This window comes from Kribbella sp. NBC_01484 (genome assembly GCF_036227145.1).
Classification (GTDB): Bacteria; Actinomycetota; Actinomycetes; order Propionibacteriales; family Kribbellaceae; genus Kribbella.
On sequence record NZ_CP109437.1, the window covers coordinates 869,150 to 894,371 of the forward strand.

Sequence of the window (25,222 nt, forward strand, 5' to 3'; positions counted from 1 at the left end):
TCGGCCTTCTCCTCCTCGGCCGCCACGGCGGGAGCTGATTCGATCGGCGCTCCCTCCGTGGAGTGCCGTCGTCCGCCGGTCTCACGCCAGCACACCGAAGGACAGCTCATGGACTGGAACCGCCAGCAGCACTCCCCCATGCCCAGCCACCGCTACCACGACATCTTCCGCAAGGTGCCGGTCGCCCCGGTCGACCGCGAGTGGCCGGACCGCCGGATCACCACCGCACCGCTCTGGGTGCCGGTCGACCTCCGCGACGGCAACCAGGCTCTCGCGGACCCGATGGATCCCGAGCGCAAGCGCCGCTTCTTCGAGCTGATGGTTGCCATCGGCTACAAAGAGATCGAGGTCGGCTACCCGTCCGCCTCGCAGCCGGACTTCGACTTCGTCCGGATGCTGGCGACCTCGGACCTGGTCCCGGACGACGTCACGATCGTCGTGTTCACGCCGGCCCGGCCCGACCTGATCGCACGGACCGTCGAGTCCGTGGCCGGGATGCGCGGTCAGGTGGTGATCCACATGTACGCCGCCACCGCGCCGGTGTGGCGGGACGTCGTACTGCGTCGTACCCGCGACGAACTGGCGTCGATGATCTACGCGGGGTCCGAGGAGATCCTGCGACTCACCGACGGGCAGCCGAATATCAGGTTCCAGTTCTCGCCCGAGGTGTTCAACCTGACCGAGCCGGACTACGTGCTGGAGTTGAGCGATCAGCTGACCAAGCAGTGGGATGCGACGCCGGAGCGGCCGGTGATCCTCAACCTGCCGGCCACGATCGAGGCCGCGACGCCGAACGTGTACGCCGACCAGATCGAGTACATGCACAAGAACCTGCCGCGGCGGGACGGCGTGATCCTGTCGGTGCACCCGCACAACGATCGCGGCACGGGCATCGGCTGCGCGGAGCTCGCCGTACTCGCCGGTGCTCAGCGCGTCGAGGGGTGCATCTTCGGCAACGGCGAGCGGACCGGGAACGTCGACATCGCCACGCTCGCGCTGAACCTGCACGCGCAGGGCGTCGACCCGATGATCGACTTCTCCGACATCGACGGGATCCGTGAGGTGGTCGAGTACTGCACGCGGATGCCGATCCATCCACGGCACCCGTACGTCGGGGAGCTCGTGTACACGGCGTTCTCGGGGACGCATCAGGACGCGATCCGGAAGGGATTCGCCGTCCAGGGGTCTGGTCCTTGGGAAGTGCCGTACCTGCCGATCGATCCGATGGATGTGGGTCGGGGCTACGAGGCCGTCGTACGCGTGAACAGTCAGTCGGGGAAGGGCGGGATCGCGCACGTGCTGGAGACTGCGTACGGCGTTCGGCTGTCAGCGTCGCAGGAGAGATCGTTCGCGCAGCACGTGCAGCGGCACACCGACCGGACGGGGCGGGAAGCGAGTGCGGAGGAGTTGAAGGCGTTGTACGAGGAGGTTTTCGGGTGCTCGAACTGAAGGACGTCGACTTCGTCCGGGACGGCAAGCTGCTGCTCGGTGGGGTGTCGCTGACGGTCGGCGAGGGTGAGCGATGGGCGCTGCTCGGGCCGAACGGCGCGGGGAAGAGCACGCTGCTCAACCTGTGCGGCGCGATCACCCACCCGACCCGCGGCACGGTCGAGATCCTCGGCCGCCGCCTCGGCACCGTCGACATCCGGGAGCTCCGCGAGTCGATCGGTCACGTCAACCCACGACACCCGCTGCGGTCGCCGCTGAACATTCTCGACGTCGTTCTCACCGGTCTGACCGGGACCATCGAACGCATGCCGCGCTGGGAGCCGACGTCGGCTCAGCGGGCGCGTGCTCTGAAGCTGATCGAACTGCTCGGCATCAGCGCCCTGTCCGCGGCGCCCTGGACGACGCTGTCCCAGGGCGAGCGCGGCCGGGCGTTGATCGCCCGCGCGCTGATCTCCGACCCTCGTCTCCTGCTCCTCGACGAGCCGTCGACCGGGCTCGACGTCGCGGCCCGCGAGCAACTCCTCGAGACCCTCGACCAGATCCACGCGTCGCATCCCTACCTGACCTGGGTCCTGGTCACCCACCACCTCGAAGAACTCCCGACCTGCACCACCCACGCCGCCCTCCTCCGCGACGGCCGGGTCCTCTCCGCCGGCCCCGCCGAAGAGGTCCTCACCACCGCCCGTATCTCAGAGACCTTCAACCACCCCATCCAGATCCACCACACCACCGGCCGCTGGACCGCCACCGCCCACCGCCACGCGCTACCGGGGGGAGTCGGTCGCGCGGGCGTGGAGTAACGATTGTTCGGCTGCGTTGGCGGTGAGTTCGGCTGCCCGGACGAACTCGGTATGGGCTTCTGTGCGGCGGCCGAGACGGACGAGTAGGTCGGCGCGGACGGCGTGCAGGAGGTGGTAGCTGTCAAGCACGCCGGACGCCGCGACAGCGTCGACGAGTTCGAGTCCGGCTGCGGGACCGAGCACCATGGTGAGGGCCACGGCTCGGTTGAGTTCGACAATCGGTGAGGGAAATCGGTCGGCCAGCAGTGCGTACAGGCCGGTGATGCGGCGCCAGTCGGTCTCCTCGGGTGTCGCGGCCATGGTGTGAACGGCGGCGATCGCCGCCTGGAGCGCGTACCGGCCGGACGGTGCGCAGCGTTGCCGCGCGAGGGCGTGCGCTCGCCCGAGCGCGGTGTAGCCGCGGCGGATGAACAGTTGGTCCCAGCGCGAGCGGTCCTGGTCCGGCAGCAGGATCAGACGCCGGGCGGTGTCGCTGCGAGCGTGTACGCGTGATGCCTGTAGTTCGAGCAGTGCGGTGAGTCCGTGTACCTCGGGTTCGGACGGCAGCAAGCCGGTGAGGATGCGGGCCAGGCGCAACGCGTCGTCGCAGAGTTCGGCGCGCATCCAGTCCTGACCCGACGTGGCGGCGTATCCCTCGTTGAAGATCAGGTAGATGACCTCCAGCACGGCGTCCAACCGCATGGCCAGTTCCGAGTTGTCGGGTACCTCGTAGGGGACGTGGTTGTCCTTGATGGTGCGTTTGGCACGCACGATCCTTTGTGCCACAGTCGATTTCGGCACCACATGGGCCCGTGCGATCTCTTCGGTCGTCAGGCCACCGACCATGCGCAGCGTCAACGTCACCTGCGCGAGCTGCGACAGTATGGGATGGCAAGTGGTGAACATCATCCGCAGCAGGTCATCGGATATACCGTTGTCGAGACTCTCGCCGGGAATCGGGGGCACCGATCGAGGTTCGGTGAGTAGTTCGTGTTCGAGCAAGCGGAGCTTGCCGGCCAACAAGGCGTCGCGCCGGATCCGGTCGATGGCTCGGTGTCGCGCGGTGAGCATGAGCCAGGCGCCTGGGTTCGGTGGCACACCGTCGCGGGGCCACTGTTGAAGGGCCGCCAGGTGGGCGTCCTGTGCGAGGTCCTCGGCGGTGTCGATGTCACCGACCAAGCGGGTCAGTCCGGCCACCAGTTGCGGCCACTCGATCCGCCACGCTGCCTCGACAGCGCGTACCGCCGGCTGCGCGGGCGCCTGGTCATGGCTCATCCGCGGGTCCGGCTTACGGTTGGTCCAGCTGCCGGATCTCGACTTCCATCGTCCACTCCGGTCCGTGCAGTCGGAGGAAACGCGAGCCCCATTCCACCGCCTCCTCCCGCGTGCGGGTCTGGACCAGACAATAGCCGCCGATGACCTCCCTCGCCTCGGTGAACGGACCGTCGAGGATGGTCGTCGCACCGTCCGCAAGGCGAATCCGCGTAGCCTCCTCGATGGGGCGCAGCCCGGCCGTGTCCAGCAGGACACCGGCCTTGGTCATCTCCTCGATCAGCCTGCCCATGTCCTCGGCCAGCGCCGGGTCCGGGCCGGCGGTGGGTGCGGTGGCGGGATCGGAGCGGATCAACATCAGATAGCGCATGTGCGGATCCTCGCCTAGCTGACCTGGTAGCGCACGTAGACGGCGCCGCCGTCGAACGACTTGGACTCGGACAACTTCAGGTCGAGCATTGATTTGTCGTGGAACAGCGGTGTTCCGGAGCCGATCACCACGGGGTGGATGAGCAGCCGGAACTCATCGATCAGCTTCAGGTCGATGAACGAGTGCACCAGCTTCGGGCTGGCGTAGATCGCGATCGTGCCGCCGTCCGGCCGGGCTTTGAGCTGAGTGAACTCTTCAGCGAGGTTTCCCCTGATCAGGCGCGTGTTGTGCCAGTCAGCCGATGCCAGGGTGGTCGAGCAGACGACTTTGTCCACGGCGTTCACCCATTCGGCATGTGCGCGTTCGTGCGCGGAGCTTTCCGGGGTGGGCTGGTTGCCCCAGTACCTGTACATCCCCAGATAGGTCTCACGTCCGTAGACCGCCATGTCGAAGTCGGCCTGGATGTTCTGGGCGTACGCGGCGAGCTCCTCGCTGTAGGCACGGAAGGTCCATTCGAAGCCCATGCCTTGTCCAGACGAGGCGAAGCCGTCCAACGTCACGTGTTCGAAGGCCACCAGTTTCCGCATTGTCCGGTCCTCCCGGTTACCGGGCCGCTGTTCGACCCCTTCACCTAGACCTTCGAACGAGCCGTCCCGAAATCGACATGGGCCGCTGAAGCGACCGTGCAACCCCTTGATTCGGCTGCGGTACGCCGGCTCGGCCCGGCCCGGGGGTTCGGATTGTGCCCGAGCCGGCGAGCCCACCCAATCCACCAATTGTCAGCGCCCGACGGGCCTTTCCTGCACTACAGTGACTCTGCTCCGGGGGCTTGAGAGCTGGGGGAACACGTGACGGTGATGGGTGAAGCGCCACCAGAGGTCTGGACGGACGAGCTCCGTCGGACCGGGCGGGTGGTCTTCCTGGTACGGCGGAAGCGGCTGGCGATCCAGCGTGGTTGCATCGCCGTGCTGCTCGGGCTGGACCCCGCCCTGTCGTTCGACGACTGGCTCGACGCCGGCGGCGTACGACTCGGGTTCGGCCTGCTGTCCGTCGTACTCGTCCTCACCCTGGTTGGCGGCAGCGCCTGGCAATTGATCACTCAGCGCCCCAGCCTGACGATCGACCGCGAAGGCATCCACTACCTGAGGGCGTTCCTACCGTGGAACGAGATCGGCACCATCGGCTCACCCCACGGCCCGCGCATCTTTCGCATCCTCCCCATCACTCCCACCAACCGCTGGTCGCGCCAGTTGACCCTGACCCAGGACAACGTGAAGGACCTGTCGGCCTTCGCCACCTGGCTCGCCGGACAGCAGGCAGATCGGCCGAGCGCTCCGGCTTAGGCGGCCGGGGAGCTCTCGTCGAAGACCACCAGTTCAGTGTGGAAAGCGTGAGCGACCCGCTCGAGCAGTGCGAGCGTCGGCACGATCCCGCTGGCCTCGAAGCGCGCGTCGACTGCGGCCACCAGGTCGCCGGCAATCGCTTACCAGCTGCACGGTTCTCGCAGTCGACTGCCCGCGCACGGTGGCTTCGGTCGCGATCGGACCAACTCCCGAGTTGGGTCAGGAGAGGCCGAGGCGTTTGGTGAGGCGGGGGCCTCGTTTGATTTTGATTTCGCCGAGGATGGCGGTGCCGCGGATGTGGAAGGTTTTGGGGTGGGCGGCGGGGGTGTTGGGGTCGGGGACGGCGCCGAGGCCGGCTTCCTGTTCGGAGACGGAGCCGAGGATGGGGTTGCTGTCGAGCATGACGATCGCGTTCTGGGGCACGCGGATCTTCACGTCGGCCAAGATCGACTTCACGTCGACGTGGACCTCGTCGAACGGGATCTGGGCCTCGGTGTAGTCCAGCGTGACGTCGCCGAGGACCGCGTTCACCTCCTGACGCTGCGGCACGTGCCAGCCGCCGAGGCGCTTGGTCTCCGACATGAACGCGTTGATGACCGGGCCGGACTCGACCATCGCTCCGCTGTACTGCGGGCTGACGGCCGGGACTCCCGGTGCGCGCGGGCCGTTCGGCAGGTCGGCGGTGAGCTCGACGAGTTCGCCGTACGTCTTGGAGGCGTACAGAGTCTCCAGGCGCTCCTCGAGCTCGGCGTACGACAATCGCCCTTCGCCCGCGGCATCGCGCAGTACGTCGGCGACCTCCTCCCGCTCGTGATCCGACACCCGCCGGCGCAATGCCAGCTCGTCACCGGTCGGTGCCTGCGCGGGCACGGCATCCTGCGGTCGATTCTCCTGGGGAACGTCATCCTGAGCCACGCCAAAACCATACGCGCGCCCCAGCCCCACCGCCGCCAGTTTCTTCCCCGATTCACCCCTGAGCGCATCCCTGATCCGGGGGTCCATACTGTCCGCCATGAACTGGGCTGGGGTACGCAACGGACGGCTAGTGGCCGGCCTTTATCTGATCGCCTTCGTGAGCCTGTACGGCGGGGTCGTCTGCGTGGTGCTCGGCAATTGGACCGGCCAGACCCGGCTGACCCTCGGCGGCTTCGCGTTCATCGGAGGACTGCTCGGCATCTTCGCCCTGTCGTGGGGACTCCAGAATCGGGTGCCTGACAAGCCGGGCAGATTCACGGCGAGGGCGAGCAACTCCACCCGCGCCTACCAGCGGCTCGCCTCGGGAGTCGAACTGCGAGGGGCGTGGCGGACGCTGACAGGCCGGGGTGCGAGCACGACCAGCCGAGGCTCGAACTAGGCTTGGAGAGCTCAGGCCACTTGTTTTGGAGGTATGTCGGTGTCCGCTGACTTCGATTACTCGGATCTGTTGCCGCTCGGGGCGGACGAGACGGAGTACCGGTTGCTGACGACCGAGGGTGTCAGCACGTTCACGGCCGGGGGCCGGACGTTCCTGCAGGTCGAGCCGCAGGTGCTGCAGGCGCTGACCGCGGAGGCGATGCACGACATCTCGCACTACCTGCGGACCGCGCACCTCGCGCAGTTGCGGCGGATCATCGACGACCCGGAGGCGTCCGGGAACGACCGGTTCGTCGCGCTCGACCTGCTGAAGAACGCCAACATCTCGGCCGGCGGCGTACTGCCGATGTGCCAGGACACCGGCACCGCGATCGTGATGGGCAAGAAGTCCGAGGGCGTGCTCACCGGCGCGGTCGACGAGGAGTGGATCAGCCGCGGCGTGTACGACGCCTACACCAAGCTGAATCTGCGCTACTCACAAATGGCCCCGTTGAACATGTGGGACGAGAAGAACACCGGCTCCAACCTGCCGGCCCAGATCGAGCTGTACTCGACCCCGGCCAAGGACGACCCGGCGTACAAGTTCCTGTTCATGGCCAAGGGCGGCGGCTCGGCGAACAAGTCGTTCCTGTTCCAGGAGACCAAGGCCGTGCTCAACCCGGCCGGGATGATGACGTTCCTGGACGAGAAGATCCGCTCCCTGGGTACGGCGGCCTGCCCGCCGTACCACCTCGCGGTCGTGGTCGGCGGCACGTCGGCGGAGTTCGCGCTGAAGACCGCAAAGTACGCCTCCGCGCACTACCTCGACTCGCTGCCGACGGCGGGATCGCCGGTGGGGCACGGGTTCCGGGACGTGGAGCTGGAGGAGGAAGTCTTCAAGCTGACGCAGCAGTTCGGGATCGGCGCGCAGTTCGGCGGCAAGTACTTCTGCCACGACGTCCGGGTGATCCGGCTGCCGCGGCACGGCGCGTCCTGCCCGGTCGCGATCGCGGTGTCGTGCTCCGCGGACCGGCAGGCGCTGGCGAAGATCACGCCGGAGGGTGTGTTCCTGGAGCAGCTCGAGCGCGACCCGGCCCGCTTCCTGCCGGACACGACCGACGAGCACCTCGCCGACGACACCAACGTCGTCCATGTTGATCTGAACCGGCCGATGAGCGAGATCCGGGCAGAGCTGTCCAAGCTGCCGGTGAAGACGCGGCTGTCACTCAGCGGGCCGCTCGTGGTGGCGCGCGACATCGCGCACGCGAAGATCAAGGAGCGGCTGGACGCGGGCGAGCCGATGCCTGACTACCTGCGCGATCACGCCGTGTACTACGCCGGTCCGGCCAAGACGCCCGAGGGGTACGCGTCGGGGTCGTTCGGGCCGACGACGGCGGGGCGGATGGACGCGTACGTCGATCAGTTCCAGGCGGCCGGTGGATCGTTCGTGATGCTTGCCAAGGGCAACCGGTCGGCCAAGGTGACCGCCGCGTGCAAGGAGCACGGTGGGTTCTACCTGGGCTCGATCGGTGGACCGGCGGCGCGGCTGGCGCAGGACTGCATCAAGTCCGTCGACGTGATCGAGTACGCCGAGCTCGGTATGGAAGCCGTCTGGAAGATCCAGGTCGAGGACTTCCCCGCGTTCATCGTCGTCGATGACAAGGGCAACGACTTCTTCACCGACACCGCCAAGCCGGTCCCGCTCACGGTCCGACCGCGCAGCTGACTTCTTGACGGCCCCGGTTGTTCGCAGGACCCTCGGAGTCGGGGGGGTGTGTGATGGGGCGGCGGATGCTGAGGTTCGGGAATCGGATCGGCGTGTGGATGTACCGCACCCTCGACGGGCGGCTGGCCAGCGGCAGCAAGGACGTCCACGTGCTGATGCTGACCACGCCCGGCCGTCGGACCGGCGTACCGCGCTCGACGTGCGTGCGCTACCTGGCAACGCCCGACGGCCTGATCGTCTGGGGCACCGGGTCGGGATCGCGCCAGGATCCCGACTGGTTCCGCAACCTGCGCGCCGCGGAGACCGCCGACGTGCAGATCGGCGCGAAGCACAGCCTCATGCACGCCCGCGAGCTGACCGGTCCGGAGCGGCACACCATGTGGACGAACGTCATCCTGCGCGAGGATCCCGGCATCGGCCGGTTCGCGACGAAGGCCACGCGCACGATCCCGGTGGCCGTCCTGGAGCCGGTCGAGAAGTGACGCTCAGCCGACCTTGATATCGACGGGCTCGGGCAACTTGAGAATGAGCGTCTTCGCAGCCTGAACCAGGTCGGCTTCGTTGTGCCCGAAGGCCTGAAGGTAGCTTCGCAGCGCGGATCGCAGCAGCTGGAGCTCCTCGCCCTGCAACTCGATGGTGTACATGTTTCCAAGGTAAGTCCGAACCCGCCGGATGGAAGTGCTCGTGACCCACCCGTTGTGCCGGGTTTTTCAGCCGGTGCGGAGGAGGACTTGCGGGGTCAACTGTGCAGCTCCTCGGCGATCAGGTCGGGTTGGTGGGTGGTGGGCGCCGTTGGGAGGCGCCAGTGGGGTGGTGGGGTCCAGGATTGCCAGCCGTCGGAGAACGGGGACGTCCAGGCGTCGATCTCGCCGACCGCGGCGTGGGCGTCGGCGATGATGCGGTCGGCCTCGGCGGTGGTGTAGCGCCCGGCGGTCACCGCGCCTTCCAGTTCGTCTTCGTCCTTCCACTCGATCGTCCGGTCCGGACGGATCCACAGATCGAGGACGTGGTCGACCGTGCTGGTCCGGAGACCCTCCCGGACGTGCGATGCCTCGAGGTTCACGTACCAGCCGCGGAACGTGCCGTCGTCGTCCCAGAAGTGCCAGACCGACCACGGCTTGCCCGGCGGCAGCACCTTGAGGATCCCGGTGCCGCGCCAGACGTCCAGCTTCAGCACCCGGTCCGCGGTGAACATCCCGATCGGACCGGCGTACCGGGTCTCCCGTCCGTCCACCAGCACCGGCTTGATCAGTGGCGTACCCGGCGCGAGCCAGGCGACCAGCCCGTCCGCGTCGTCACGCACCACCGTCATCGGCCGGACGTTCGGCTTGTCCGCATGCCGCCCGGTCCCCTGGTACACCCACTCGATCGTCGTCCCCGGCTCCCAGTACGCCGTCACGAGCCGGCCGGCCGGGTCATCGAGAGGACGTCGAGGGCCGCATCCAACTGTTCTTCGGTCAGGTCACCCTTCTCGACGTGCCCGTTCTCGATCACGACCTCGCGGACCGTTTTACCTTGTTTCAAGGCGCTCTTGGCCACCGCCGCGGCGTTCTCGTACCCGATGTAGCGGTTCAGCGGCGTCACGATCGACGGCGAGGACTCGGCCAGCTCGCGGGCATGTTCGACGTTCGCGGTGATGCCGTCGACGCAACGATCGGCCAGCAGGCGGGAGGTGTTGGCGAGCAGGGTGATGGACTCGAGCAGGTTGCGCGCGATCACCGGCAGCATCACGTTGAGCTCGAAGTTGCCTCCGGCACCGGCCACGGTGATCGCCGTGTCGTTGCCGATCACCTGGGCGGCGACCATCAGCGTCGCCTCGCAGATCACCGGATTCACCTTGCCGGGCATGATGCTCGACCCCGGCTGCAGGTCCGGCAGCGCGATCTCGCCCAGCCCGGCGCGTGGTCCGGACCCCATCCAGCGCAGGTCGTTGCAGATCTTCGTCAGGCTGACCGCGACCGTCTTCAGTTGCCCGGACAGCTCGACCAGGCCGTCCCGCGCACCCTGGGCCTCGAAGTGGTCCTCGGCCTCACTGAACTGGAGCCCGGTCCGCCGGTTCAGCTCGGCGATCACGGCCGCGGCGAACCCGGGCGGCGTGTTGATGCCCGTCCCGACCGCCGTCCCGCCGAGCGGGAGCTCAGCCACCCGCGACAAGGTCCCCCGGACCCGATCCGCCCCGCGCCCCACCTGCTGCGCGTACCCGTTGAACTCCTGCCCGAGCGTCACCGGCGTCGCGTCCATCAGGTGCGTCCGCCCCGACTTCACCACCTCGGCGAACTCGGATCCCTTCCGAGACAGGGAATCCGCCAGGTGCTCGAGGGCCGGCAACAACTCGTGGACGACGCCCGCCGTGGCCGCGACGTGGATCGCCGACGGGAAGGTGTCGTTGCTGGACTGGGACGCGTTCACGTGGTCGTTCGGATGCACGTCGGCGCCGTGCGACCGGGTGGCCAGTGTCGCGAGCACCTCGTTCGCATTCATGTTCGTCGAGGTGCCCGAGCCGGTCTGGAACACGTCGATCGGGAACTCCGCGTCGTACTCCCCCGCGGCCACCTGGCCCGCGGCGGCCACGATCGCGGCCGCCCGCTCCCCGTCCAGCACACCGAGCTCGGCGTTCACCACAGCCGCCGAGGCCTTGATCTGCGCGAGCGCGTGCACGAGCGCCGGCGCCAGCGGCCGCCCGGAGATCGGGAAGTTCTCCACCGCGCGCTGGGTCTGTGCCCGCCACAAGGCATCCCGAGGCACCTTGACCTCGCCCATCGTGTCGTGCTCGATCCTGAATTCCACGTTGTCACCCATACCTGCAGAGTACGTCGCTCCGCGTCGTCCCCGGCGACCGATCGTCAGCCTGTGGAAAACGAACCCTGGTACACGTAGTAGGTCTCGTCGCGTCCCTGCAGCGTCACCGGAACCGGCGTCACCTGACAGGTACCGAACACCGACGAGACGGCGGACTCCAGCGCGTCCGACGCCGACGACGACCAGACCGTGAGTACGCCGCCGGTCCGCAACTTGGACCGGCACACGGTCAGGAACGAAGACGAGTAGATCGCTGAGTTCTCGTTGTAGACAAGGAAGTCCGGGCCGTTGTCCACGTCCAGGAGAATCGCATCCAGGCACGCGTCCGGTGTTGCGGTGACCACATCTCGGACGTCACCGAGCGAGACAGACACCCGGGGATCGTCAAGGACCGACGGCACCAGGCCGGACCGCATCCACGCCACCAGGTCGGGCTCGATCTCGGCGACGACCACCGAACCCAAGCGGGCGTCGGCGAGCAGCGCACGAACGGTGTAGCCGAGGCCCAGACCACCCACGAGCACCCGGTCGGGCCGCCGTACCGAGGCCAGCACCGCCGACGCCAGCAGCTCCTCACTCGAGGTCTCGCGGTCGTCCATCACGAAGACGCCGTTCACCCGCAACTCCAGCGCCCCGTCATCCTCGCGCCGCCGCAGCACCAGCTCACCCCGCGCACTCGCCACCCGCGCCACCTCGCTCACCCGCCAATCTTCCCGCAGTCCCTTGCGTCCGAAGATCTGAGGGTTATTGCCCTCAGATCTTCGGACGTAAGGGACTGGGTCTTCCACAGGGAGAAGAGGTGGCGAGGGGTGGGGTGGGGATCGCGGCATGTTCTTTGGTGTGGGAGATCGAGGATGTGTAGGGCAACTGCGGTGTGGGCGGTGCCGGGACTGTGCTGCGCGGAGGCAACGGGTGCGACGACGCGAGCTCGCCCGGGAGCTTGCCGCTCGCCAAGGTGGCGTCGTTTCGCGCTCTCAACTCGTGGCGTTGGGTGTCACCCGATGGCAGGTCATGGCCGAGCTGAGGGCGCGGCGCTGGCGAGCGCACCACAGGCAGACGATCGCGATCCATACCGGCGACCTGTCTGGGCCGGCGACCTGGTGGTCGGCGGGCCGCCCTGTGGGCGCGGTCAGACCGGCAAGCCGCCCTCGTACTCGCGATGTCGGTGCAACAGCGCATCACCACGCCGCAGGCCCTGACCGAAGCGTTCTCGTCGATACGACGACATCGCCGCCGCAAGCTCATCGGGCTGATCCTGAACGACCTGTCGAACGGCGCGCAGTCCCTCGGTGAAATCGAGTTCGCGCAGCTCTGCCGGAGATTCGGGCTCCCGGAACCGGACCGGCAGGTCCGGCGGCGTGGGCCGGACGGTGTCTTCCACCTGGACTCGGCGTGGTCGGCGTACGACGCCGTGGTGGAGATCGAAGGGCTTCACCACCTGGAAGCGGCCCAGGCGATGGCCGACGCCAGCCGGCAGAACGAACTCACGATCGGCAACGACCGAGTCGTCCGGATTCCCGTCATCGGCCTGCGCGTCGACCCGGACCACTACATGACCCAAGTAGCCCGCCTCCTCCAGTCCGGAGGTTGGCGCCCATCGACACAACGTCCGAAGACCCGAGGGCTATCGGCCTCAGATCTTCGGACGTAACTGGAAGACGGTCAGCGTCAGTACCAGCCCTTGGCCTGGGAGTGGCCCCAGGCGGAGCAGGGGGAGCCGTAGGTGTTCTCGATGTAGTCGAGGCCCCACTTGATCTGGGTGACCGGGTTGGTGCGCCAGTCGGAGCCGTAGGCCGCCATCCGGTTGCCGGGGAGGGCCTGCGGGATGCCGTACGCCGAGGAGGACGGGTTGTCGGCGTCGACCCGCCAGCGGGACTCCTTGTTCCACAGCTTCTCGAGACAGCTGAACTGGCTCTCGCCCCAGCCGTGGTCGGGCAGGAGGTTCATCGCGACCTCCTTGGGCGTGCCCTCGAGCTTCTTCCGCTCGGCGTCGCGGCTGGCCCGCTCCTCCCGCGAGTTCGCGTCGGTCTTCTGCAGCGCCTCGTAGCGCTTGAGTACGGCGTTCTTGGCTGCCTGCTTCAGGTCGGACTGGTCCTGCGCGGCCTTCCGCGCGGCCTTCTGCGCGGCCGCGACAGCCTCGACCTGGTTCCGCATCCGGGCCACCTCCAGGGCCTGCTGCTTGGCGGTTTCCGGCTGGATCGACGGTGTGGCGGCGGTGTGGGCCTTCTCGCTGTTCAGCACGGCCATCTCGGCGCGGCCTGAGACCTGCTCCGAGGCGCTGCTGCTCCCGGGGGAGCTGAAGAGGTCGATACCGGCGACAACGGAGACGACGACGATCCCAGTCACTGAGAGAGCCGCGACGGAGCGCTTCGCTTTCATCTGTCCTTCCGAGAAACCCGACCCCCGTCGGCTGGCAACGAGACCATACTCTGGCGTAAACCGAGCGTGATCACAAGCAGGTCACGAACGAACGGTGCGGCCGCCTGTGTGGCGGCCGCACCGTCGGCCCGAAGTCTTACGCGTGCCTTACAGAATCAAATTACCTAAGACCCTACACACTCCTTACAACTGCAGGTCATCCAGCATCTCGGTGACCAGCGCGGCGATCGGCGAGCGCTCGGACCGTGTCAGCGTCACATGCGCGAACAGCGGGTGCCCCTTCAGTTGCTCGACCACGGCGACCACACCGTCGTGCCGGCCGACCCGCAGGTTGTCGCGCTGGGCGACGTCGTGCGTGAGCACGACCCGTGAGTTCGCGCCGACGCGGGACAGCACCGTGAGCAGCACGTTGCGCTCGAGCGACTGCGCCTCGTCCACGATTACGAACGCGTCGTGCAGCGACCGGCCACGGATGTGGGTCAGCGGCAGCACCTCGAGCATGCCGCGGTCCATCACCTCGTCGATCACGTCACCGCTGGTGAGCGCGCCGAGCGTGTCGTACACGGCCTGTGCCCACGGCTGCATCTTCTCCGACTCCGAGCCGGGCAGGTACCCGAGCTCCTGGCCGCCGACCGCGAACAACGGCCGGAACACCACCACCTTCTTGTGCTGCCGCCGCTCCATCACCGCTTCCAGCCCGGCGCAGAGCGCGAGCGCCGACTTACCCGTACCCGCCCGGCCACCGAGCGAGATGATCCCCACGTCCGGGTCCAGCAGCAGGTCGAGCGCGACCCGCTGTTCGGCCGACCGGCCACGGATACCGAACGCCTCGCGGTCGCCGCGGACCAGCCGGATCCGCTTGTCCGGCATCACCCGGCCGAGCGCACTGCCCCGGTCGGACAGCAGCACCAGCCCGGTGTGGGTCGGGAACTCACCGGCCTGCGGCAGCTCCAGTACGCCGTTCTCGTACAGGTCGTCCACATCGCGCGTCTCGACCTCGAGCTCGCTCATCCCGGTCCAGCCGGACTCCAGCGTCAGCTCGGCCCGGTACTCCTCGGCCATCAGGCCGCAGGCCGACGCCTTGACCCGCATCGGCAGGTCCTTCGAGACGAGCGTGACGTCCTTGCCCTCGGCCTTGAAGTTGCAGGCCACGGCCAGGATGCGGCTGTCGTTGTCGCCGAGCCGGAAGCCGGCCGGCAAGGTCTCCGGATCGGTGTGGTTCAGTTCGACCCGGAGGGTTCCACCCTTCTCTCCCACTGGCAGGGGCGCGTCCAGACGTCCATGAAGGATCCGGAGCTCGTCGAGCAGCCGCAGTGCGGTGCGAGCGAAGTAGCCGAGTTCCGGGTGATGCCGTTTGCCCTCCAATTCGGTGACGACGACCACCGGGACGACCACCTCGTGCTCGTCGAACCGCACCATCGCGTGCGGGTCGGACAGGAGTACGGAGGTGTCCAGCACAAAAGTGCGCTGGGCCGGTGTGGATGAGGTACTTGACGCCTTGGCGTGGGTGGCAGCCATGTCGCACGTCCTCTCGGGCCGCGACGTGCACCACGCCCGGCCCACCAGTGGTTAGGTGTTGGACCGGGAGCGGGGATGATCTGGTGCAGATCCCCCTCGGACCGCCGCACGAGCGGATCCGGGAACCAGTGAGATCGAGACCTGGGGTCTCGGGCACTCCGTTCTGCCCCTCATGGGGCAACCGGCTGGCGAACGATTCTCAAGCTGATCGGGCCTCCCGGACAGCCGGCTTCCCCTCCGACCGTCATAGTCAGGGTAGGAGGGTCCTGCAAACGCCGCAGCCCGACACGCCCGGCCACGGGGTTAACGGTGTGTTACACCTTCCACGCCCGCGAGGTGTGGACGCGGGGTCAGGTCCCGAACCGGCGCTCTCGCTGCGCATAGCTGCGCACCGCCCGCAGGAAGTCGACGTGCCGGAAGTCCGGCCACAGAGCTTCACAGAAGTAGAACTCGCTCAACGCGCTCTGCCACAGCAGGAAACCGCCCAGGCGCTGCTCACCCGACGTCCGGATGACCAGGTCCGGGTCCGGCTGGCCCTTCGTGTACAGGTGCCGGGCGATGTGCTCGACGTCGACCCGCTCGGCCAGCTCCTCGATCGAGATGCCCTGCGCGGCCTCCTCGAGCAGCAGCGAGCGGACGGCGTCGGCCAGCTCGCGGCGGCCGCCGTACCCGACCGCGACGTTGACCAGCATCCCTTCGATGCCCTGCGTGTCCGCCTCGGCCGTCTTCAGCGCCTCGGCGGTGGCTCCGGGTAACAGGTCCAGCGCGCCGACCGGGTGGATCCGCCAGCGGCCGATCGAGGTCAGCTCCTCGACCGTCTGCTCGATGATCCGCAGCAGCGGCTCCAGCTCGTCGGCCGGACGGCTCAGGTTGTCCGTGGACAGCATCCAGACCGTGACGACCTTGACGCCGACGTCGTCGCACCAGCCGAGGAACTCGACGATCTTGTTCGCCCCGGCCTCGTGGCCGCGCGACACCGGGTCGCCGACCGCCCGGGCCCAACGCCGGTTGCCGTCGATGATGACGCCGATGTGCCGCGGGATCCGGTCCGGCGACAAGGATCGCCGCAGCCGGCGCTCGTACAGGCCGTACACCGCATCGCGCAGTTTCTGCTTGCCAGGTGTCCGCATGGGCAGGGTGCTCCTCCAGTGCTCTCAGTCACGAGGCTAGCCCAGTTTCGCCCCGGAAAGAGAGGGCACAGAACAGCTTCGAGGAAGCTGCCAGGCAGATCGAACTTTCGCCGAAGTTCGTGCGTCGGACACGCGGGCGGCGGTGTGCCGGCAGGCGATCTCGCCTACATTTCATCCTTCTGAGCCATTTGGACCTACGGTTCCGTAGGTTACGGTTGCGTAGGTACTGAACCGCCCGGCACCCCTCGAAAGGACGGCGATGTCCGCTACCACCACCCAGCCCCAGGAAGTCGGTCACGGGCTGTCCGGCCGACTCGGCCCGCTCAAGCCGAAGCTCCGCGGCTGGCTGCATGCGGGCACCTTCCCGTTCGCAACCGCCGCCGGCATCGTGCTGATCTGCCTCGCTCCGCACCCCAACGCCCGCTGGGCCGCCGCCGTCTACACGATGGGCGCGATGCTGCTGTTCGGCATCTCCGCGCTGTACCACCGGTTCTACTGGGGCCCGACCGGTGAGGCGATCCTGCGCCGGCTCGACCACAGCAACATCTTCCTGCTGATCGCCGGCACCTACACCCCGCTCGGGATGGTGCTGCTGCACGGCAAGGACCGCGCGCTGATGCTCGGCCTGGTCTGGGGCGGTGCCCTGCTCGGCATCCTGTTCCGGATCTTCTGGGTGCACGCTCCGCGCTGGCTCTACACGCCGATCTACCTGGCGCTCGGCTGGGTCGCGATCTTCTGGATGGGTGACATCTACCACCAGGGCGGCGCCGCGGTGGTCACGCTGATCGCGATCGGCGGCGGCCTCTACTCGATCGGCGCGGTCGTTTACGGCACCAAGCGGCCGAACCCGTCACCGCGCTGGTTCGGCTTCCACGAGATCTTCCACGCGTTCACCGTGGCCGCGTTCGTCTGCCACTACATCGCCGTCAGCATCGCGACGTACCGGGTCGGCTAGGCCGGGTGTGGTGCTCCCGGCCTCAGGCCCCGATCACCCGCAGGATCTCCCGGAATTCCTCGTAGCGCTCTGGGCCCAGTTGGTCCGCCCAGAGCGCTTCGACGCGCTCGATCGCGGCCCGGCTGAACGCGACCGCCTCCTCCCCCCGGGCCGTACGCCGTACCAGCCGGACCCGGCGGTCGGCGCGGAGCCGGTCGGACTCGGTGTACCCGAGCCCCTGCAGGTAGTCCACGTGCTGCCCGAGCGCCTGCTTCGTCATCAACGCGACCTCTGCCAGATCGGTGATCCGCGCCCCGTCCGGCGGAATCAGCTCGAGCAGCCGGTAGTGCGAGACCCGCAGGCCCGGGAAGTCGTCCGACACCGCCAGGATCTCCTCCCGGAGCCGCCGCAGTGCTCCTCCGAGCAATCCGGCGATGTGGTCGGGCCACGGGCCCGACGGCCGGCCCGAAAGGTCATTGACGGAAGTCATAAGGCCACTTTACTATCTCGATAGTAAGGCTGCTTTACTTCCTTCTGAAGACTGGCAGAAGGTCGGGGCGGATGCTGGGCAGCCAGACCGCATGGGGGGAACGACATGATCACCGCACTCGAGCCACTTGGCCGCGACGCCTTGGCCGGCGACGACTTCACCGCGCTGGTCCGGACGATCACCGGCGATCCGGCCGCCACGCCTGGCGACGTACGGGTCGAACCGGTCGACTACCCGATCGGCACGCCGAGCACCGCGGCGCTGCTACGGCTTTTCGGTACGGCGACCACCACGGCCGGCGACACTGTCGGCTGGTCGTGTTTCGTGAAGAAGTTCCAGTCGCCGCGACACTGGGCGTACATCGACATGGTGCCCGAGCAGTTCCGGGCGGCGTTCATCCAGAACCTGCCCTGGCAGCTCGAGATCGCCGTACACCGCAGCGGCATCGCCGACGTCCTCCCGGACGGCATGCGCCTGCCCCAGGCCTACCGGATCGACGTGTACGACGACGACCGCGGCACCCTGTGGATGGAGAACATCGTCCAGGAGCCCGGTCCGTGGCCGATGGAGCGGTTCGAGCGAGCGGCGTACCTGCTCGGGCTGCTCTCCGCCCGGCGTCAGCCACATCTGGTCGAGCCGCTGCTCCCCCGCGGCAACGTCACCACCCCGGGCGTCGGACTGCGGTACTACACCGGCGGGCGCGTGCAGACGTCTGCACTGCCGGCGATCGCCGACCCCGAGACCTGGCGGCACCCGCTGCTCGCGGCGGCTGTCTGCAACGTCGGCGACCACCGGTTGCGTGACGATCTGCTCGAGCTGGGCGAACGGTTGCCCGCCGTACTGGACGCTCTCGACGCGCTGCCACAGTGCTACCAGCACGGGGATGCGAGTCCGCAGAATCTCCTGGTGCCGGAGGGGACGGACGAGTTCGTGGTGATCGACTGGGGGTTCGACTGCCCGCAGGCGGTCGGGTTCGATCTGGGGCAGTTGCTCGTTGGGCTGGCGCACGCCGGTGAGCTGGCGTCCGAGGCTCTGCCGGCCGTGCACAAGGTCATCCTGAAGGCGTTCGTCAAGGGCTTGGCCGAGGAGGGGATGCAGGTGACCGAGGAGCAGGTGCTGTACGGCTACCTCGGCTCGCTGTGCGCTCGCGCGACCTTCACCGCGCTGCCGTTGGAGGAGATCACCAAGATGAGCGACGGTGCCTCGCTCGCGCTGTTCGAGGATCGTGTCCTGCTCACCCGTGCGCTGGTCGACCTGGTGTCACCGGTCGTCTGACGATCAGGGCGTGCCTCCCAATATCTCAGTCGTGTCACAGCTGCAACGAACGGCACGTCTACGGGTATCCATGGTGCGTGAGGAACTTCAGCAGATACGCAGTGGCCGCCGCGGTCGCCGGTCTCGTCCTGAGCGGGTGCGGCAACGAGTCCGACGGCGGCGTGGGCAACCCCCCGCCCTCCCCGGCACCGAGTAGCGCACCGACTGTGACGCAGTCGACCCCGGTCGGGGCAGGGCTGCCGCTGACGGTGTCGAGGAAGGGTGGGTTCGCCGGCTTCGACGATCAGGTGCTGATCGGCACCGACGGTGTCGCCACGGTGAGCTCGCGCGGCAAGGACACGATCCGCTGCAAGCTCGACCCCACTCTGCTGGCGACCATCACCACGGCCGCTCAGCAGGTCGACTGGGCGAGCCTGGTCGCCACCAAGCCGACGATCAAGCACCCCGACGACATGATCCTGGCGGTCTCCGCGAACGGGAAGACCGCCCGGCTCGAGGACCCCAAGGTGAAGCCGCTGGCGGCCCCGGTGGGCAAACTGCTCACCGAAGCCGCCATCCCACCGGGCAAGCTGTGCAAGCCGGTCTAACTGGTCGTCAGTGCCACGTCATCGATGACGAAGCTGGTCTGCAGTGACGAGTCCTCCTGCCCGAGGAACCGCACGGTGACGGTTTTCCCCTTGTAGGCAAGGACGTTCAGCGTCTTCTGCACGTACGACGTGGTGCGGTCGACGTTCGAGTACGTCGCCAGCGTGGTCGGTGTCCCATTGTCGACAATCTGAACTTTGACCGTGTCGTAGACCGTCGACGTGGTCGTCTCGGCGGTGTCGATCCGGATCCACAACGACAGCGACGCCGCCGTCGCCGCGGCCGGGATCGCCACCGACTGGCCGATGTTCTCGGTGCTGCTCCGGCCGTTGCCCTGCAGCCACGCCTTGTACGACCCGCCGTGCGCGGGCCGGGACGTGCTGTTCGTGATCACGCCGGTGGTTCCGGTCCAGTTCGCCGCACCGGATTCGAAGCCGGGGTTGAGGATCAGGTTGTCACCGCCGGGTGGCGGACCACTGGTGTAGTCCTTCTGGGCGTAGTTCCAGATCATGTGGCCGATGGCGTCGATCTGCCGATCCAGTGAGGTCAGGTCCAGGTTGCTGATGGTGTCGCAGGACCGGTGATAGCAGGGGTCGAACGCCTGGTTCGCCTTACCACCCCACTTGGCCGCCTGGGCCGATGACTTGATCTCCTCGGCACCGGAGAAGATCCCGGCGGTCGGGATGCCGAGCGACCGGAACGCCGCGTGGTCGGAGCGGCCCTGGACGTCGATGAACTCGGTCTGGATGCTCTTGCTGGTGAAGTACGAAACCAGGTCGTCGCGAGCACCGTTGCCGGCCGGGTTGTCGTCGTACAGGAAGTAGCCCGGGTTCGGCGACGCGATCATGTCGAAGTTGAGGTACAACTCGATCTTGTCGCGCTCGGCCGCGGGCAGGTTGTTGACGTAGTACTTCGAGCCGAGCAGGCCGAGCTCCTCGGCACCCCAGAACCCGAACCTCAACCGGTTCCTGGGAGTCTGGCCACTGGCGGCGTAGGCGAGGGCGGTTTCGAGTACGCCGGCGCTGCCAGAACCGTTGTCGTTGATCCCCGGACCGGCGCTGACGCTGTCCAGGTGCGAGCCGGCCATCACCACGTGGTTCGCGTCGCCGTGCGGCCACTCCGCGATCACGTTGTACGACGTACCCGCCGAGGTGGAGAAGGACTGCAGAGTGGTGGTGTAGCCGGCCGCATCGAGCTTGGCCTTCACGTAGTCGGCCGAAGCCTTGTATCCGGCCCGGCCGGTGTAGCGGTTGCCACCGTTGCTGGTGGCAATCGATTGCAGCTGGTCGAGATGGGCCTTGGTGTTGGTGACGGAGATGTCCGGGGACTCGACCGCGGCGGCGACGTTGCTGCGGGCAATCGAAGGGGCAAGCAACGCGCCGGCCACGAGGACGGCGCCGAGTCCGGAGACGAGGGACTTGTGCATGGGCGGATCTCCTTTGGCCTCAATCAAAGAAGAAGAAGATCCGGGGCGCGCGGGCCAGCGGGCGGAGGGCCGCGCGCGCCCCGGACGGGTTACCGCGTCAGCTCGCGGTGAGCGAGGTGTCGTCGATGACGAAGCTGGTCTGCAGAGAGGAGTCCTCCTGGCCGACGAACTTCACCGTGACGGTCTTGCCCTTGTACTGCGACACGTTGAGCGTCTTCTGGACGTACGACGTGTTCTTGTTCAGGTTCGAGTACGTCGCCAGCGTGGTGGTGGTCGAACCGTCGACCACCTGCACCTTCGCCGTGTCGTACGCCGTCGAGGTGGTGGTCTCGGCGGAGTCGATCCGGATCCAGAACGACAGCGTGGCCGTGGTCGCCGAGGCCGGGATCGCGACCGACTGGCCGACGTTCTCGGTGGTGGCGCGGCCGTTGCCCTGCAGCCACAGCTTCCAGCTGCCGGTGCGCGCCGGACGGCCGGTGTCGTTGTTGATCGGGCCGGCGGTGCCGGTCCAGTTCACCGCGCCGGACTCGAAGCCCGGGTTCTGCAGCAGGTTGTCGCCGCTGGGCGGCGGCTCGGTGCCACCGCTGCACTTGGCCGCGCCGGCCGGGACCGAGATGCCGCTGAAGGCAGCCTCGATGCCCTTGCACTGGGCCGAGTCGGCGCCGTACAACTCGACCGCGGAGGTGATGGCACCCTCGCGGGCGTCCTTGTAGGTGCTGCCCGAGCTCAGCTTGGTGCTCAGCGTGCGGTACCAGACCTTGGCGGCGACGTCGTGGCCGACGCCGGTGATGGTGGCGCCGTTGCAGGCGGTGCTGCTGTGCGTCACACCGCCGATGACCTTGCTGCCGGTGCCCTCGGAGGCCAGGTAGAACCAGTGGTTCAGCGGACCGGAGGAGTAGTGCGGGTCGAGTCCGCCGGTGCTGGTCGACCAGCAGTCCACGCTGGCTCCGTCCTTCGACGGCTTGTCCATGTAGCGCAGCGGCGTTCCGTTGCCGTTGATGTTGATCTTCTCGCCGATCAGGTAGTCACCCGGGTCGGACGAGTTGTTGGCGGAGAACTCGACCATGGTGCCGAAGATGTCGGAGGTGGCCTCGTTCAGGCCGCCCGCGTCACCGGAGTAGTTCAGGTTGGCGGTCGCCTCGGTGACACCGTGGCTCATCTCGTGACCGGCCACGTCGATGGCGGTCAGCGGGTGGGTGTTGCCCGCGCCGTCGCCGTACGTCATCTGGGTGCCGTCCCAGAACGCGTTCACGTAGGCGTTGCCGTAGTGCGTCCGGGAACGGGCGCCCTGACCGTTGTTGAAGATGCCGTTCCGGCCGTGGACGTTCTTGTAGTAGTCCCAGGTCAGCTGGGCGCCGTAGTGCGCGTCCACACCGGCGGTCTGGCGGTTCGACGCTGCGCCGGTGCCCCAGGTGTCGTCGGCGTCGGTGAACGTGGTGCCGTTGCCGGACGTCGCGCCGTTGAGGTCAGTGGTGAAGTTGCCACCACGGCTCGGGTCGGTCATCGTGAAGCTGCCCGACGTACCGATGTTGACGGTGCCGGAGTACATCGAGTTGCCGGTGCCGGTCTTGATCTCGTCGTCCTGGTCCAGCAGGGCGCCGGTCTTGGCGTCGATGAACGAGTGCAGCACCGACGGGGTCTGGTCCGGCTTCACGCCGGTGGTGACGACCTCGTAGGCGAGCACGGGCTTACTCGGCGTCACGAAGACGACGAGCGATCCCTTGTTCGCGGTGGCCTTGAATTTCGCCGACTGCGCGCCCTTGGAGAGAGCGGCCGACTGGGACAGCGTCGGCTTGGTCGCGACCCCGACGGACTTGGCGCCGCGGTTGTAGGTGACTGTGATGGCACCGCCGACCGCCGCGCCCTTGCGCTTGACGATCAGATCACCGCCGACGACCTTCAGGCCGTTGTAGGTGCGGTCGTAGCGGACGTACTCGGTGCCGTCCGGGTGCTTGACCACGTCGCGGACCACGAGTTGTTCACCACTGGCGAGTCCGAGGGCTGCGGCCGTCTGCGCGGTCAGCGCCTGTTCGGCCTGGACGGCGGCGGGCTGGTCGAAACCCGACGCCGAGAGCGGAGCCGTTCGTTGCGCGGCACCCGCGGGTGAGCCGGTGAACACGCCGGCAAGACCCGCTGCCGCGACGATGGCCACCGCCCCTGCTGATGTCAGTCGTCTCAAGACAACATCTCCTCACGGTGTGGTCGCTGTTTGGGCGCAGCGACCGAATTCAGTTGGGGACGCCGGATGCTGACTCAGCAGTGCCACTGCCTCATTTGTGACACTGTGTGTCGGGGCGTGCGAGTTCTGTTACATCCGACTGAGGGAGGACTCTGGTCGCCAGCGGCGCGGGAGTCAAGGGATCTGGGCGAAACGACAGGGAAAACCCGCGCCCATGCCGGTGTCAGGCCTGGGGTTTCAGTTCCCGGCGAAGGTCTTCCGGCAACACGATCGGAAGCCGGCAGGTGAATTTCTGACAGACGTACGCCGCCGCCCGGCCGTCGACGAGATCCCGGCCCGCCATCAGCGGTACGGCGAGACCGGGGCCGCCGGCAACGATCGCCGTACCCCACGGCGCCTCGGTCAGCGCGGTCCGGCGCAGCTCGGGTGAATCCCCCGCGATCGCGATCTCCAGTGGACCGGCGGCGATCGTCTCGGCGACCGCGAGCGCGCGGCCGGCGAACCTCGGCGCGCGGTCCGCGATGGTGGCCGAGGCCTGTAGCGCCTGCTGTGCGGCGGTTTCGTAGCGGACCGATCCGGTCAGGCTCGCCAGCGTCGTGAAGGCCTCGGCGGCCAGGCTGACGCCGGACGGGCTGGCGTTGTCGGTCGGGTCCTGCGGACGCCAGACCAGCTCCTCGGCGTCGGCCGCCGTGTCGAAGTAGGAGCCATCGGCAACGAACTGCTCCAGGGTCCGGTCCAGCAGCCGCTCGGCCGTCTCGAACCACTCGATGTTGCCGGTGGCACCCAACAGCGTCAGACACCCTTGCGCGTACGCCGTGTAGTCCTCGAGCACACCGTGAGCCGTGCCGCGCACCCCGTCGCGGGAAGTGCGATGGAGCCGGCCGGTGTCGTGGTCGAGGTGCACGTTCCGGACCAATCTGGCCGCGTGCTCGGCGGCTTCGACGTACTCGGGCTTGTCGAGGACGATGCCGGCGCGGGTGAGGGCGGTGATGGCCAGGCCGTTCCAGGCGGCGACCACCTTGTCGTCGCGGCCGGGGTAGGTGCGGTGGCTGCGGGCATGCCGCAGGGTGGCCCGGATGCGCTGCCAGCGCTCGGGGTCGTCGGGGTCCGCGCGAAGCTGGAGGACCGAGGAGCCGTGCTCGAAAGTCCCGGTGACGTCGCAGACGTCGATCACCCAGCCGGCGTCGTCACCCAGCTCGTCACGCAGTTGCGCGGGGGTCCAGACGTAGTACTTGCCCTCCTCCCCTTCGGTGTCGGCGTCGAGGGCGGAGGCGAAACCACCGTCCGGCGTGCGGAGTTCCGTCAGGAGGAACTCGGCGGTCTCCTCGGCGACGCGCCGGGCGAGCGGGTCGCCACCGACCGTCCACCACTGCGTGTAGACGTCGAGCAGCAGGGCGTTGTCGTAGAGCATCTTCTCGAAGTGCGGGACGACCCACTGACCGTCGACCGAGTACCGCGCGAACCCTCCGGCGAGCTGGTCGTACATCCCACCCCGAGCCATCCGGTCGCAGGTCTGCGCGACCATCGCGAGCGCGTCGGCCGAACCGGTCCGGCGGTGGTGGCGGAGCAGGAAGTCGAGGACCATCGACGGCGGGAACTTCGGCGCCCGCCCGAACCCCGCGTCCACCGGATCGAAGTCGGTCCGCAGGAGCTGAGCAGCCTTCGCGGTGTCGAACTCTCCCGGGACCGGTTGCTGCTGGGCTCCGAGCTGCTTGACCACTCGCCGGCCGATCCCGTCGATCTGGTCCCGCTTGGTCTGCCACGCGTCGGCCAGCGACTCCAGCACCTGCCGGAACGACGCCATCCCGCCACGCGGATCGTTGGGAAAGTACGTGCCGCAGAAGAACGGCTCCGCGTCCGGTGTCAGGAACACCGACATCGGCCAGCCGCCCTGGCCGATCATCGCGACCGTCGCCGCCATATAGATCGCGTCGACGTCCGGCCGCTCCTCCCGATCCACCTTGATGCTGACGAAGTGCTCGTTCAGGTACGCCGCCGTCGCTTCGTCCTCGAACGACTCATGCGCCATCACGTGACACCAGTGACAAGCGGAGTACCCCACCGACAGGAACACCGGCACGTCCCGCTCCCGCGCCTCCTGGAAAGCCTTGTCCGACCACTCCCGCCACGCCACCGGGTTCTCCGCATGCTGCCGGAGATACGGGCTGGTACTCCGGCCGAGCTCGTTGACGGACGCCATGGCCCCACCGTATGCGCTCCGGTCGAGCGGAATGGA

Annotated in this window: 26 protein-coding genes; 10 read left to right on the forward strand and 16 right to left on the reverse strand. The window is 67.8% G+C overall.

Annotated features, from left to right (window positions below; translation table 11 throughout):
- Window positions 1-108: 108 nt before the first annotated feature.
- Both OG555_RS04205 and OG555_RS04210 read left to right on the forward strand, forming a co-directional pair.
- A complete protein-coding gene (locus tag OG555_RS04205) occupies window positions 109-1,449 on the forward strand; it encodes a 2-isopropylmalate synthase (RefSeq protein WP_329481345.1) in 1,341 nt (446 codons plus the stop codon).
- Complete coding sequence (locus OG555_RS04210; RefSeq protein ID WP_329481346.1) at window positions 1,437-2,249, forward strand: ABC transporter ATP-binding protein; 813 nt, start codon at window positions 1,437-1,439, stop codon at window positions 2,247-2,249. The genes OG555_RS04205 and OG555_RS04210 overlap by 13 nt, the downstream gene beginning before the upstream one ends.
- On the opposite strand, the gene OG555_RS04215 is transcribed toward OG555_RS04210, so the two are convergent.
- The 3 genes from OG555_RS04215 to OG555_RS04225 are packed head-to-tail and all read right to left on the reverse strand — an operon-like array spanning window position 2,214 to window position 4,457.
- Window positions 2,214-3,503: an RNA polymerase sigma factor gene (locus tag OG555_RS04215; protein WP_329481347.1), complete on the reverse strand. Its 1,290-nt coding sequence runs from the start codon at window positions 3,501-3,503 to the stop codon at window positions 2,214-2,216. The two genes, OG555_RS04210 and OG555_RS04215, sit on opposite strands and share 36 nt — an antisense overlap.
- A gap of 13 nt (window positions 3,504-3,516) precedes the next feature.
- Complete coding sequence (locus OG555_RS04220; RefSeq protein ID WP_329481348.1) at window positions 3,517-3,870, reverse strand: YciI family protein; 354 nt, start codon at window positions 3,868-3,870, stop codon at window positions 3,517-3,519.
- Between the two features lie 14 nt (window positions 3,871-3,884).
- Complete coding sequence (locus OG555_RS04225; RefSeq protein ID WP_329481349.1) at window positions 3,885-4,457, reverse strand: dihydrofolate reductase family protein; 573 nt, start codon at window positions 4,455-4,457, stop codon at window positions 3,885-3,887.
- A 270-nt stretch (window positions 4,458-4,727) separates the two neighbouring features.
- On the opposite strand from OG555_RS04225, the gene OG555_RS04230 reads away from it, so the two are divergent.
- On the forward strand, window positions 4,728-5,213 hold the full coding sequence (locus tag OG555_RS04230) for a hypothetical protein (protein WP_329481350.1): 486 nt from the start codon (window positions 4,728-4,730) through the stop codon (window positions 5,211-5,213).
- On the opposite strand, the gene OG555_RS04235 is transcribed toward OG555_RS04230, so the two are convergent.
- Both OG555_RS04235 and OG555_RS04240 read right to left on the reverse strand, forming a co-directional pair.
- Window positions 5,210-5,335 (reverse strand): hypothetical protein, encoded by a 126-nt coding sequence (locus OG555_RS04235; protein WP_329481351.1) that lies wholly within the window; start codon window positions 5,333-5,335, stop codon window positions 5,210-5,212. The two genes, OG555_RS04230 and OG555_RS04235, sit on opposite strands and share 4 nt — an antisense overlap.
- A 97-nt stretch (window positions 5,336-5,432) precedes the next feature.
- Window positions 5,433-6,128 carry a DUF1707 SHOCT-like domain-containing protein gene (locus tag OG555_RS04240; protein ID WP_329481352.1) on the reverse strand — a complete coding sequence of 232 codons (696 nt, stop codon included), beginning with the start codon at window positions 6,126-6,128 and terminating at the stop codon, window positions 5,433-5,435.
- A gap of 97 nt (window positions 6,129-6,225) precedes the next feature.
- On the opposite strand from OG555_RS04240, the gene OG555_RS04245 reads away from it, so the two are divergent.
- From OG555_RS04245 to OG555_RS04255, 3 genes are all read left to right on the forward strand, one after another.
- Window positions 6,226-6,567 carry a hypothetical protein gene (locus tag OG555_RS04245; RefSeq protein WP_329481353.1) on the forward strand — a complete coding sequence of 114 codons (342 nt, stop codon included), beginning with the start codon at window positions 6,226-6,228 and terminating at the stop codon, window positions 6,565-6,567.
- Window positions 6,568-6,600: 33 nt separating this feature from the next.
- The gene (locus OG555_RS04250; RefSeq protein WP_329481354.1) at window positions 6,601-8,271 is read left to right on the forward strand and encodes a fumarate hydratase; all 1,671 of its coding nucleotides are present in this window, start codon (window positions 6,601-6,603) and stop codon (window positions 8,269-8,271) included.
- Between the two features lie 65 nt (window positions 8,272-8,336).
- Window positions 8,337-8,753: a nitroreductase/quinone reductase family protein gene (locus OG555_RS04255; RefSeq protein WP_329481355.1), complete on the forward strand. Its 417-nt coding sequence runs from the start codon at window positions 8,337-8,339 to the stop codon at window positions 8,751-8,753.
- 3 nt (window positions 8,754-8,756) lie between these two features.
- Here the strand turns inward: OG555_RS04255 and OG555_RS04260 are convergent, their stop codons facing one another.
- From OG555_RS04260 to OG555_RS04275, 4 genes are all read right to left on the reverse strand, one after another.
- Window positions 8,757-8,915, reverse strand: a complete 159-nt coding sequence (locus OG555_RS04260) for a hypothetical protein (RefSeq protein ID WP_329481356.1) — start codon at window positions 8,913-8,915, stop codon at window positions 8,757-8,759.
- 95 nt (window positions 8,916-9,010) lie between these two features.
- Window positions 9,011-9,670 carry a DUF402 domain-containing protein gene (locus OG555_RS04265; protein ID WP_329481357.1) on the reverse strand — a complete coding sequence of 220 codons (660 nt, stop codon included), beginning with the start codon at window positions 9,668-9,670 and terminating at the stop codon, window positions 9,011-9,013.
- Window positions 9,667-11,070, reverse strand: a complete 1,404-nt coding sequence (locus tag OG555_RS04270) for a class II fumarate hydratase (protein ID WP_329481358.1) — start codon at window positions 11,068-11,070, stop codon at window positions 9,667-9,669. Before OG555_RS04270 ends, OG555_RS04265 begins: the two co-directional genes overlap by 4 nt.
- 44 nt (window positions 11,071-11,114) lie before the next feature.
- Window positions 11,115-11,771 (reverse strand): spermidine synthase, encoded by a 657-nt coding sequence (locus OG555_RS04275; protein WP_329481359.1) that lies wholly within the window; start codon window positions 11,769-11,771, stop codon window positions 11,115-11,117.
- Between the two features lie 458 nt (window positions 11,772-12,229).
- Here OG555_RS04275 and OG555_RS04280 point away from each other — a divergent pair, with 458 nt between their 5' ends.
- A complete protein-coding gene (locus OG555_RS04280) occupies window positions 12,230-12,721 on the forward strand; it encodes a hypothetical protein (RefSeq protein WP_329481360.1) in 492 nt (163 codons plus the stop codon).
- A gap of 17 nt (window positions 12,722-12,738) precedes the next feature.
- On the opposite strand, the gene OG555_RS04285 is transcribed toward OG555_RS04280, so the two are convergent.
- From OG555_RS04285 to OG555_RS04295, 3 genes are all read right to left on the reverse strand, one after another.
- Window positions 12,739-13,449, reverse strand: coding sequence for a hypothetical protein (locus OG555_RS04285; RefSeq protein ID WP_329481361.1), 711 nt, complete (start codon window positions 13,447-13,449; stop codon window positions 12,739-12,741).
- A gap of 183 nt (window positions 13,450-13,632) precedes the next feature.
- A complete protein-coding gene (locus OG555_RS04290; RefSeq protein WP_329481362.1) occupies window positions 13,633-14,967 on the reverse strand; it encodes a PhoH family protein in 1,335 nt (444 codons plus the stop codon).
- 350 nt (window positions 14,968-15,317) lie between these two features.
- Window positions 15,318-16,097 carry an isoprenyl transferase gene (locus OG555_RS04295; protein ID WP_329481363.1) on the reverse strand — a complete coding sequence of 260 codons (780 nt, stop codon included), beginning with the start codon at window positions 16,095-16,097 and terminating at the stop codon, window positions 15,318-15,320.
- A gap of 259 nt (window positions 16,098-16,356) precedes the next feature.
- Here OG555_RS04295 and trhA point away from each other — a divergent pair, with 259 nt between their 5' ends.
- The gene (gene trhA / locus OG555_RS04300) at window positions 16,357-17,052 is read left to right on the forward strand and encodes a PAQR family membrane homeostasis protein TrhA (protein ID WP_329481364.1); all 696 of its coding nucleotides are present in this window, start codon (window positions 16,357-16,359) and stop codon (window positions 17,050-17,052) included.
- A gap of 22 nt (window positions 17,053-17,074) precedes the next feature.
- Here the strand turns inward: trhA and OG555_RS04305 are convergent, their stop codons facing one another.
- Window positions 17,075-17,521 carry a MarR family winged helix-turn-helix transcriptional regulator gene (locus tag OG555_RS04305; RefSeq protein ID WP_329481365.1) on the reverse strand — a complete coding sequence of 149 codons (447 nt, stop codon included), beginning with the start codon at window positions 17,519-17,521 and terminating at the stop codon, window positions 17,075-17,077.
- Window positions 17,522-17,626: 105 nt separating this feature from the next.
- On the opposite strand from OG555_RS04305, the gene OG555_RS04310 reads away from it, so the two are divergent.
- Window positions 17,627-18,796, forward strand: coding sequence for a phosphotransferase (locus OG555_RS04310; RefSeq protein WP_329481366.1), 1,170 nt, complete (start codon window positions 17,627-17,629; stop codon window positions 18,794-18,796).
- A 77-nt stretch (window positions 18,797-18,873) separates the two neighbouring features.
- Entirely contained in the window at window positions 18,874-19,383 is a 510-nt protein-coding gene (locus OG555_RS04315; protein WP_329481367.1) for a hypothetical protein, read from the forward strand.
- Here the strand turns inward: OG555_RS04315 and OG555_RS04320 are convergent.
- The 3 genes from OG555_RS04320 to OG555_RS04330 all read right to left on the reverse strand — a co-directional run bounded on the left by OG555_RS04320 (window position 19,380) and on the right by OG555_RS04330 (window position 25,186).
- Window positions 19,380-20,807 (reverse strand): M20/M25/M40 family metallo-hydrolase, encoded by a 1,428-nt coding sequence (locus OG555_RS04320; RefSeq protein WP_329481368.1) that lies wholly within the window; start codon window positions 20,805-20,807, stop codon window positions 19,380-19,382. The two genes, OG555_RS04315 and OG555_RS04320, sit on opposite strands and share 4 nt — an antisense overlap.
- 97 nt (window positions 20,808-20,904) lie before the next feature.
- The gene (locus OG555_RS04325; RefSeq protein WP_329481369.1) at window positions 20,905-22,959 is read right to left on the reverse strand and encodes a M4 family metallopeptidase; all 2,055 of its coding nucleotides are present in this window, start codon (window positions 22,957-22,959) and stop codon (window positions 20,905-20,907) included.
- Between the two features lie 250 nt (window positions 22,960-23,209).
- Complete coding sequence (locus OG555_RS04330) at window positions 23,210-25,186, reverse strand: thioredoxin domain-containing protein (protein WP_329481370.1); 1,977 nt, start codon at window positions 25,184-25,186, stop codon at window positions 23,210-23,212.
- Window positions 25,187-25,222: the final 36 nt, after the last annotated feature.